At 72.0% G+C, this 8182-nt stretch carries 8 protein-coding genes; 2 read left to right on the top strand and 6 right to left on the bottom strand.

The genetic code is table 11. The features are described from left to right. A partial coding sequence (locus tag GXP76_RS32110) for an RDD family protein (RefSeq protein ID WP_242575137.1) occupies window positions 1–456 on the top strand: 456 nt, incomplete at its 5' end. A gap of 79 nt (window positions 457–535) precedes the next feature. On the opposite strand, the gene GXP76_RS32105 is transcribed toward GXP76_RS32110, so the two are convergent. From GXP76_RS32105 to lipB, 4 genes are all read right to left on the bottom strand, one after another. Continuing rightward, complete coding sequence (locus GXP76_RS32105; protein WP_242575136.1) at window positions 536–1234, bottom strand: DUF4191 domain-containing protein; 699 nt, start codon at window positions 1232–1234, stop codon at window positions 536–538. Between the two features lie 10 nt (window positions 1235–1244). After that, on the bottom strand, window positions 1245–1487 hold the full coding sequence (locus GXP76_RS32100) for a hypothetical protein (RefSeq protein WP_242575135.1): 243 nt from the start codon (window positions 1485–1487) through the stop codon (window positions 1245–1247). 318 nt (window positions 1488–1805) lie between these two features. Continuing rightward, window positions 1806–2771, bottom strand: a complete 966-nt coding sequence (lipA, locus tag GXP76_RS32095) for a lipoyl synthase (protein ID WP_242575134.1) — start codon at window positions 2769–2771, stop codon at window positions 1806–1808. 174 nt (window positions 2772–2945) lie between these two features. Continuing rightward, window positions 2946–3782, bottom strand: coding sequence for a lipoyl(octanoyl) transferase LipB (gene lipB / locus GXP76_RS32090; protein WP_242575133.1), 837 nt, complete (start codon window positions 3780–3782; stop codon window positions 2946–2948). 302 nt (window positions 3783–4084) lie between these two features. Here lipB and GXP76_RS32085 point away from each other — a divergent pair, with 302 nt between their 5' ends. After that, window positions 4085–5722: a regulator gene (locus tag GXP76_RS32085; RefSeq protein WP_242575132.1), complete on the top strand. Its 1638-nt coding sequence runs from the start codon at window positions 4085–4087 to the stop codon at window positions 5720–5722. A 30-nt stretch (window positions 5723–5752) separates the two neighbouring features. Here GXP76_RS32085 and GXP76_RS32080 read toward each other — a convergent pair whose 3' ends face one another. Both GXP76_RS32080 and GXP76_RS32075 read right to left on the bottom strand, forming a co-directional pair. Continuing rightward, window positions 5753–7129 (bottom strand): NAD(P)/FAD-dependent oxidoreductase, encoded by a 1377-nt coding sequence (locus GXP76_RS32080; RefSeq protein ID WP_242575131.1) that lies wholly within the window; start codon window positions 7127–7129, stop codon window positions 5753–5755. A gap of 672 nt (window positions 7130–7801) precedes the next feature. Further along, window positions 7802–8182, bottom strand: a 381-nt coding sequence (locus tag GXP76_RS32075) for a DUF1731 domain-containing protein (RefSeq protein WP_242575130.1), incomplete at its 5' end; no start/stop codon positions are given.

Below are 8182 nucleotides of genomic sequence, written 5' to 3'. Positions count from 1 at the left end.
AGGGAAGCAATCGGATCGTGGCTCTCCGGCCCGCGCTCGGCGGCCGAGGGGATGGGCGCGGACTTCGGGTACCGGGGCGAGCGCCTCGGGCTGCCGAAGGAGGGCCCCGGTTCCGCCGCCCCTCTCGGGCGGCGCTTCGGCGCCCTCTTCGTGGACTGGGCGCTTTGCATGCTGATCGCGTTCGGGCTCCTCGCCGACGACCCGCAGTCGGCGAGCAACTACGCGATCGGCGTTCTCCTCCTCATGAACATCCTCACCGTCGGGACGGTCGGCTCCACGATCGGCAAGCGGCTCTTCGGTCTGCGGGTCATCTCCGAGGGCCGCGACCGGCTGGGCCTCGGGTGGGCCGTGGTCCGCAGCGTGCTGCTGTGCCTCGCCGTACCCGCCCTGATCTGGGACCGGGACGGCCGCGGCCTGCACGACCGGCTCGGCCGCGCCGTACAGGTGCGGATCTGAGAAGCAGCGCATAGGAGAGGGCGGCGCGAACTCGCGTTCCGCGCCGCCCTCGACTGTGTCCGGAGACCGGAGAACCCGGTCAGCGCATCTTTCCGCCGCGCGGCATCCGCATGCCCTTCGGCATCGGACCCTTCGGCAGCGGCATGTTGCTCATCAGGTCGCCCATCGCCCGCAACCGGTCGTTGGCCGCCGTCACCTGCGGGCCGGAGAGCACCCGGGGCAGCTTCAGCATCGTCGTACGGACCTTCTTGAGCGGCACCTGGCCCTCGCCGTCGCCGACGATGATGTCGTGCACCGGCACATCGATGACGATGCGCGCCATCTTCTTCTTCTCGGCCGCCAGCAGGCTCTTCAGCCGGTTCGGGTTCCCCTCCGCGACCAGCACGATGCCGGCCTTGCCGACCGCGCGGTGGATCACGTCCTGGCTGCGGTTCATCGCGACCGCCGGGGTGGTGGACCAGCCGCGGCCCACGTTCTCCAGCACGGCCGCCGCCGCTCCGGGCTGCCCCTCCATCTGCCCGAAGGCAGCACGCTCGGCGCGGCGTCCGAAGACGATCGCCATCGCGAGGAAGGCCAGAATGAAGCCCAGAATGCCCAGATAAATGGGGTGGCCGACCAGAAAGCCGATCGCGAGGAAGACACCGAAGGTGACGATTCCCACACCCGCGACGACGAGACCGACCTTCTTGTCGGCCCGTCGGGTCATCTTGTAGGTAAGAGCGATCTGCTTCAGTCGCCCAGTTTCCGCAGCAGTGTCTGCGTTTTCCTTCCTCGCCATGTACGGAAGTTTACGTGGCTCGGGAAGCGCGGCCCGACACGGCCTCCAGTACGTGCTGCGCCTCGACCCGGTCCTTGGCCCTGCGGCGGTCCTCCAGGACGGCCGTCCAGGCGTTCCTGCGGGCCGTGCGCTGGCCGCTGCCGAGGAGGAGCGACTCCATGGCGCGCAGGGCGTGGGAGACGGAGGGCAGGGCGGTGGGGCGGGTGGATGCCGCCATCACCTGGGTGACGGGTCGTACCGGCGCGGCCTGCATGGTGGCTGTTCCCCCTAGGAACGAGTGCGAGTGGCGGTGCGGGAGTGGTCCGGGCCCGTGCGGGATCCGGTACGGGAACCGATGGGCGCGGTGCGTACTCATCAGGTTTACCCACCGGTGTTACCAGTGCGTGACCAGGTGGTCAAACGGCCGTGAATGCCCGGAGCCGGACCCCCGGACAGCGCCGCGGCCCGTACGCGGCCCCCGACCTGCGGGGAGCGTACGGGCCGCGGCGGTACGGCCGTTACTGTCGGGTAGTCGCTTGTGCTCGGATTCACACGCCGGGCGCGCGGAACGAGAGGGCGCAAGCCCCCTGGTTCACACCGCCTCGCGCACGGACTCCGTGCCCCGGCGCTCCGTCGCCTGCTGGAACAGCCGCCCCGCGCGGTACGAGGAACGGACCAGCGGCCCCGACATCACACCGGAGTAGCCGATCGCGTCGGCCTCGTCCTTCAGCTCCACGAACTCCTGCGGCTTCACCCACCGTTCGACGGGGTGATGGCGCGCGGAGGGCCGCAGGTACTGCGTGATGGTGATGAGCTCGCAGCCCGCGTCGTGCAGGTCCCGCAGCGCGTCGCTGACCTCTTCGCGGGTCTCGCCCATACCGAGGATCAGATTCGACTTCGTGATCAGACCGGCCTCGCGGGCCCGGGTGATGACGTCGAGGGAGCGCTCGTAACGGAAGCCGGGGCGGATCCGCTTGAAGATCCGCGGCACCGTCTCGACGTTGTGCGCGAGCACCTCGGGGCGCGAGGAGAAGACCTCGGCGAGCGCCTCGGCCTCCGCGTTGAAGTCGGGGATGAGGAGTTCGACCTTCGTACGGCCCGCCGGGCGCTGCGCGGTCTGCGCGTGGATCTGGCGCACGGTCTCCGCGTACAGCCACGCGCCGCCGTCCGGCAGGTCGTCGCGGGCGACGCCCGTGATCGTGGCGTAGTTCAGGTCCATCGTGACGACGGACTCACCGACCCGGCGCGGCTCGTCACGGTCCAGCGCCTCGGGCTTGCCCGTGTCGATCTGGCAGAAGTCGCAACGCCGCGTGCACTGGTCGCCGCCGATGAGGAAGGTCGCCTCGCGGTCCTCCCAGCACTCGTAGATGTTGGGACAGCCGGCCTCCTGGCACACGGTGTGCAGGCCCTCGCTCTTCACGAGCTTCTGCATCGCGGTGTACTCGGGCCCCATCTTCGCCCGGGTCTTGATCCACTCGGGCTTGCGCTCGATGGGGGTCTGGCTGTTCCGGACCTCCAGGCGCAGCATCTTGCGTCCGTCGGGTGCGACAGCGGACACGTCCGGCACCTCTCTCTGCTGGCGCGGCATTCGAATCTTCGGCGAAGACCAGAGTACGCCCGTTGATTGCTTGGTACTACGTGGCCATGGCGTCGCATGGCACAGGGACAACCGGTGGCCGTCGAAGGGCATTCCCCTTCCGGGCGCGACCGCGCGCCGTGGTGGCCACCGGGGTCAGGCGCGCGCCGGCTCGGCCACCTGGGCCCCGGCCGCCGCCGGCGCTTCGGCCCCGGCGTCACGGGGTTTCGGCTCCGCGTGCTCCAGCACGTCCCGCAGATGGTGCTCCACCACGGGAAGCACCTCCGCGACGGTGAGGTCGTGGCCCAGTTCGTACGACAGCGAGGTCACGCCCGCGTCCCGGATCCCGCACGGCACGATCCTGTCGAACCAGGTGTTGTCCGGGTTCACGTTCAGCGAGAAGCCGTGCATCGTCACGCCCTTGGCGACGCGGATGCCGATCTGGGCGAGCTTGCGGTCCTCACGGCGCTGGCCCGCGTTGGACGGGGCGTACTCGGGGCCGTTGAGCCGTGGGTCGAACTCCCCGTCGTTCACCCGGGGATCGAAGTCCAGCGACAGACCGCCCAGGGCCGGGCGGTCCTCCACCGGATCGCCGAGCACCCATACGCCGCTGCGGCCCTCCACCCGCGTCGTCGCCACCCCGAAGTCGGCCGCCGTACGGATCAGCGCCTCCTCAAGACGGCGTACGTGCGCCACCACGTCCACGGGACGCGGCAGCTTGAGGATCGGATAGCCGACGAGCTGGCCGGGGCCGTGCCAGGTGATCTTGCCGCCGCGGTCGACGTCCACGACGGGAGTGCCGTCCAGGGGGCGCTCGCTGTCCTCCGTACGCCGCCCGGCCGTGTAGACGGGCGGATGTTCGAGCAGCAGGCAGGTGTCGGGGATCTCGTCCGCGAAGCGGGCCGCGTGGACCTCGCGCTGCTTCTGCCACGCCTCCCGGTATTCGACGGCGTCGCCGCCGAAGCCCAGATGGACGAACCGCAGCTCACTCACGGCATTGCCTCCCTCGCTCTGTGCCCGGGATCCGGGGGGTGTCCCCGCGACGACCGGGCACGGTGCACGTGTCGCGCCCCAGCCACTGTACGGCCGCGTCCCGCGGAGCGGTCCGGCAGGCCCGAAGGGTTCCGGACGCTGTACCGGACCCGTATACGCGGTGCGTCAGCCAAGGCCGCAATCCTCACACGATCGGATGAATGTGGGACGAACGTGACGGTGCGGGCAGCTTCGACCGCTAAATTCGCGCCGTTCCATGAGGGCTGCTCCCGGGGCCCGGAAGGCAGGAGACCGTACAGCTGATGTCGGAACGACCTCCGCAGCGCACCCCCAACCGCCAGCTCGCCGCACTCATCGCAGAAGCCGGTTTCTCCAACGCGGGTCTCGCCCGCCGGGTGGACCAGCTCGGGCTCGAACACGGCCTCGACCTGCGGTACGACAAAACGTCCGTGACCCGCTGGCTGCGCGGCCAGCAGCCACGCGGCACCACGCCCGCACTGATCGCCGAGGTCTTCACCCGCCGGCTCGGCCGGCGGCTCTCCGCCCAGGACCTGGGCCTGGACGCCTGCGCGCCCGTCTACGCCGGGCTGGAATTCGCCGCGACCCCCGAGGAGGCCGTCGACATCGTCGGCGGCCTCTGGCGCAAGGACTCGGGAAGTCACGCGGAGCTGCGCAAGATCGCGTTCACCCCGGCGGGGCTCGTCGTGCCGAGCCGTGACTGGCTGATCGGCCGCGCGGACGAGCGCGTCGGGCACGACGGCTCGGCGGCCGCCCCCGCCGGGAAACCCGCGCAGGGGGCGGGCCGGGGGACGGTCCAGGTGCCGGGACAGCCCACCGGCCATCAGCTCGCCGCCGCCACGAGCGGGCCGCCGGCGACGCCGTCGTACGGCACCCGCTCCTACGGAGGCGGCGATGCGGGCCGCGAGGCCGACGCCGCGGCTGTACGGGTGCCCGCCCAGGGCCGCGCCACCGTGCCGCGACAGGCCGCCGTCCCCGCCGGTGTCCCGCCGGCCCGGCAGACGGACCGCGTCGCCGGACAGCGGGTCGGCGGCGGCGACATCGCGGCCCTGCGCTCCGTCGGCGAACTGTTCCGCACCCTCGACCAGGCGTACGGAGGCGGCCACGCCCGGCAGGCCCTCGTCCGGTACCTGGAGCACGAGTGCGAGCCGATGCTCCGCGGCGTGTACGGCGAGAACACCGGGCGCCGACTGTTCGCCGCCGCGGCCGATCTGACCAGACTGGCCGGCTGGACCTCGTACGACATCGCCGCGCACGGTCTCGCGCAGCGCTACTTCGTACAGGCGCTGCGGCTGTCCCAGGCGGCGGGGGACCGGGCCTACGGCTCCTTCGTCCTGATCACCATGAGCCGCCAGGCCGTCTACCTCGGACACGGCCGGGAGGCCGTCCAGCTCGCCCGCGTCGCCCAGCAGGGCGTCGGCTCGGCCGCGCCGCCCGTGGTGCAGGCCCTGCTGCACTCCGTCGAGGCGCGCGGGCACGGCGTGCTCGGCGAGGCGCGGGCCTGCACCGCCTCGCTCGTACGCGCCGAACGCGCCCTGGAGTCGGCCCGTCCCGGCGACGAAGTGCCGCACTGGGCGCGCACCTTCGACGAAGGGCAGCTCGCCGACGAGTTCGGGCACAGCTACCGGGACCTCCAGCAGTACCGCGCGGCCGTCCAGCACGCGGAGCGCGCACTTCAGTTACGGGCGCCCGGGTTCGCGCGCAGCAGACTCTTCTGCCGGGTGGTGCTCGCCTCCGCCCGCCTGGGACTCGGCGAACTGGACCAGGCGTGCGCGCTCGGTGCGGAGGCCGCGCAGCAGGCGACGGAGATCCGCTCGGCCCGCGCGGTGGACTACGTACGGGACTTCGAGCGGCGGCTGGAGCCGTACAAGGACGCGGCGGCCGTACGGGGCTACCGCGACCGGATCGCGGCGTTCGGCTGAGTGGCGGCCAGGAGGGACGCCACAGGCCCGCTACGCCGCTGTCGGGATCTGCACCGCTCCCTGGTCCGGCCGTACGCCCAGGTCGTCCAGGATCGCGTACGCGGCCCTGCGGCCCGACGAGAGCGCGCCCTGGACGGTGCTGGTGTCGCGGTGGTCCCCGCACACGTACAGACCCGACAGGAGCCGCACCTGACGGCGCAGATCGTGCGGCGGCGGCATGGCGGGGACCGCCTCGGCGTCGTGCTGGACGGCGAGCAGCTCCCAGCCGGCGGTCGACACGCCGTACAGCGTGGCCAGATGGGCCCGGACCGCGCCGTCGAGCTCCCTCTCGGGGGGCGGCGTGCGGAGCCCGAGAACCGTCGAGGAGATCAGCGTCCGGCCGGCCGGTGCACGCGACGGGTCCACCGCGCTCATGACCGTCGTGTGCGCCACCGGGCCGCCGCGCCGGTCCGCGTCCAGGAGCAGCGCGGGGTCGTTCAACGGGGCGGTGGGGGCCGTGTGGTGAAGGACCGTCACGGGATGGAAGTCCGGCACCCGGAGGCCCGGCAGCAGCTCGGCGGCGGCGCGGGCACCCGTCGCCACGAGCAGCGAGCGGCAGGTGATCTCGCCGTGCTCCTTCGTACCGACGGAGTTGATCGAGGTGTCCGTCACGCACACGCCCGTCCGCACCGTGCCGGGCGGCAGCGTGGCGGCCAGCAGCTCCGGCAGGGCTTCGGCACCCCCCTCGGGGACGCACAGCCGGCCCCGGGCGAAGCTCCGCAGGGCCAGGTCGGCGCAGCGGCTCGACGTGGTGAGGTCCGGGTCGCAGAGCAGCGCGGACAGCAGCGGCCGTACGAAGCCGTCGACCGTCCGCGCGGGCAGACCGCGCGCGGACAGCGCGGCGAGTGCGGGGCGTTCGGGGCGGGCCAGCAGCCGGGTCACCGGGGTGGTCGCGAGGCGGCCCAGCGCCGCGTGGAGCCGGGCCTGGTCGAGTGTGTTGCCCAGCGGGGGACGGGAGCCCGGACGGATCCCCGGGACGCGGCTGCGAACGGCCCTGGCGCGTGGGGCGCTTGCCAGGGCGCGTGCGGCGGTGAGTGCGCCCCGTGCGCTCCCCGCGGTGAGGGTGACTCCCGCGCGGTGGTGCCGGCCCTCGCTGTGGACCAGCACGCCCGGCGAGAACATCCGTAAGGAGGCGTCGCGCAGCGCCGGGGTGCGGATCAATTCCGGGTACGAGGTGTTGAGCAACTGCCCGATGCGGTCGAGCCGGAAGCCGTCGAGGTTCTCGGTGGCCATCCTGCCGCCGATGTGAGGGGCGGCCTCCAGGACGGTGACTGTTACGCCTGCCCGGGTCAGCTGGTGAGCTGCCGACAGGCCGGCGATCCCGGCGCCAATGATGACGACGTCCGCCTGATGTTCAGTGCTGAGCACGTGCCCCTCCCCGAGGTCGGCGCGGCTGTGTGGTCCTGGGCTGATGCCCCGGCCCCACCCAGGGAATACCCGAGTGCGCCTCGACACTAGGAAGGGAACCGGCCGTTCGCAGTCGCGCAGTGGGGGCGGCATGGGTGCGTGTGGGGCGCACGGATTGCCGTCCGGCGGTTGCGGGGTGCGGTGGCCGGTTGACCGGGTCCGCCCGGTGGTCGGTTCGTCCTCAATCGCCGGACGGGCTTGATGGGTTGCTGTTGTCGGCTGACGGGCGTGGGTCGGGGCCTCCGGAGGGGTATGTCCGGACGGCGTGATTTACGGCGCGTGCAGGGTTCGTTGGACCCGCTGACCCTTCTTGTCCACGCGCCACAAATCAGCCTGAGTGTCCGAACACACCCCTCCTGCGACCCCGCCCCCCTCACACCGCCGTGGGGTGCTGTTCACACTTCACCGGCCTGCGGGTCGGAAGGGGGACGCGCAGGGGTCGTGTCCGGACACTCAGGCTGATTTGTGGCGCGTGTGAATGAGGGCTCCCCCGAGACCAACGAACCTTGCACGCGCCGTAAATCACGCCGTCCGGGCATGACCCCGGAGCGGCACCCGGCCACCACCGCAACCACAACAAGCCCGGCCGGTGATTGAGGCCACAGCGGCCCGCAGCCGCGAACGGCACCGCCACTACATCCGCAGCGCCGCGAGGATCGACTCGTCGATCTTCGGGAACGCGAACGTGAACCCCGACTCCAACAGCCGCCCCGGCCGCACCCGTTGGCTTCCCAGCACGTCCTCCGAGAACTCGCCCAGCGCCACCTTCAGCGCCACCGACGGCACCGCGAAGAGCGTCGGCCGGCGCAGTACACGGCCCATCGCCGCCGTGACCTCGCGGTTCGTCACCGGTTCCGGGGCGGTGAGGTTCACCGGGCCCGACAGGGACTCCGTGTCGATCAGGTGTCGCAGCGCCGCCACGTGGTCGTGCAGGGAGATGAAGCTCCAGTACTGCCGCCCGTCGCCCAGCCGGCCCTGCTCCCGGTCGATCCGGTCCACGAGCGCCCGCACCCG

The sequence above is a fragment of the Streptomyces sp. NP-1717 genome, assembly GCF_022695985.1.
Taxonomy (GTDB): domain Bacteria; phylum Actinomycetota; class Actinomycetes; order Streptomycetales; family Streptomycetaceae; genus Streptomyces.
This window is presented reverse-complemented; position numbering and strand designations above follow the sequence as displayed.